This window comes from Candidatus Symbiothrix dinenymphae, assembly GCF_001431085.1.
The window spans coordinates 1-662 of record NZ_BBRU01000202.1 but is presented as its reverse complement, the minus strand read 5'-3'; the positions used below and the strand labels follow the sequence as shown (position 1 = coordinate 662).

General features: G+C 43.8%; 1 protein-coding gene and 1 pseudogene. Both read left to right on the top strand.

Going from position 1 to position 662, the window contains the following annotated elements:
- Nucleotides 1-288 (top strand): annotated as a pseudogene (locus ASC50_RS02865) (50S ribosomal protein L1); the annotation flags it as partial.
- A 10-nt stretch (nucleotides 289-298) separates the two neighbouring features.
- A partial coding sequence (gene rplJ / locus ASC50_RS02860; RefSeq protein ID WP_056928670.1) for a 50S ribosomal protein L10 occupies nucleotides 299-662 on the top strand: 364 nt, incomplete at its 3' end.

Genomic DNA, 662 nt, shown 5'->3' with positions numbered 1-662 from the left:
CCCAAAAGCGGTACTGTGACCAATGATGTAGCCACCGCGGTGAAGGAAGTGAAACAAGGTAAAATCAACTTCAAAGTGGATAAAACCGGAATTGTTCACGTTTCCATCGGTAAAGTTTCATTCACGCCGGAGCAAATTCGCGAAAATGCCAAAGACTTCATTGCAACTATCAACAGGATGAAACCATCTGCGGCAAAGGGTGTTTACATGAAGAGTCTTTATCTTTCGAGTACAATGAGTCCGGGTATCAAGATTGATATCAAATCGGTTGACGAAAATTTAAATTGATTAAAAGAAGATGAAAAAGGAAGATAAATCAACCGTAATCGCACAAATTGCGACCACAGTAGCACAGTACACAAACTTCTATCTCACTGACTTGACGGCACTTAATGCTGCCAACACCGGTGCGTTGAGAAGACGGTGTACCAAGGAGGACATTAAACTGGTGATGGTCAAAAACACCTTGTTTAAGAAAGCCCTTGACCAATTGGAAACAGACTTCTCCCAATTGAACCCGGCTTTGACAGGCAACACGGCAATCATGTTTTCGAACAATGCCAACAGCCCTGCAAAGCTCATCAAAGCATTCACGCAATCGGCAGGAACGGAATTTCCGAAGTTGAAAGCGGCGTATGTGCAAGAGGGGTTCTATCTCGGAG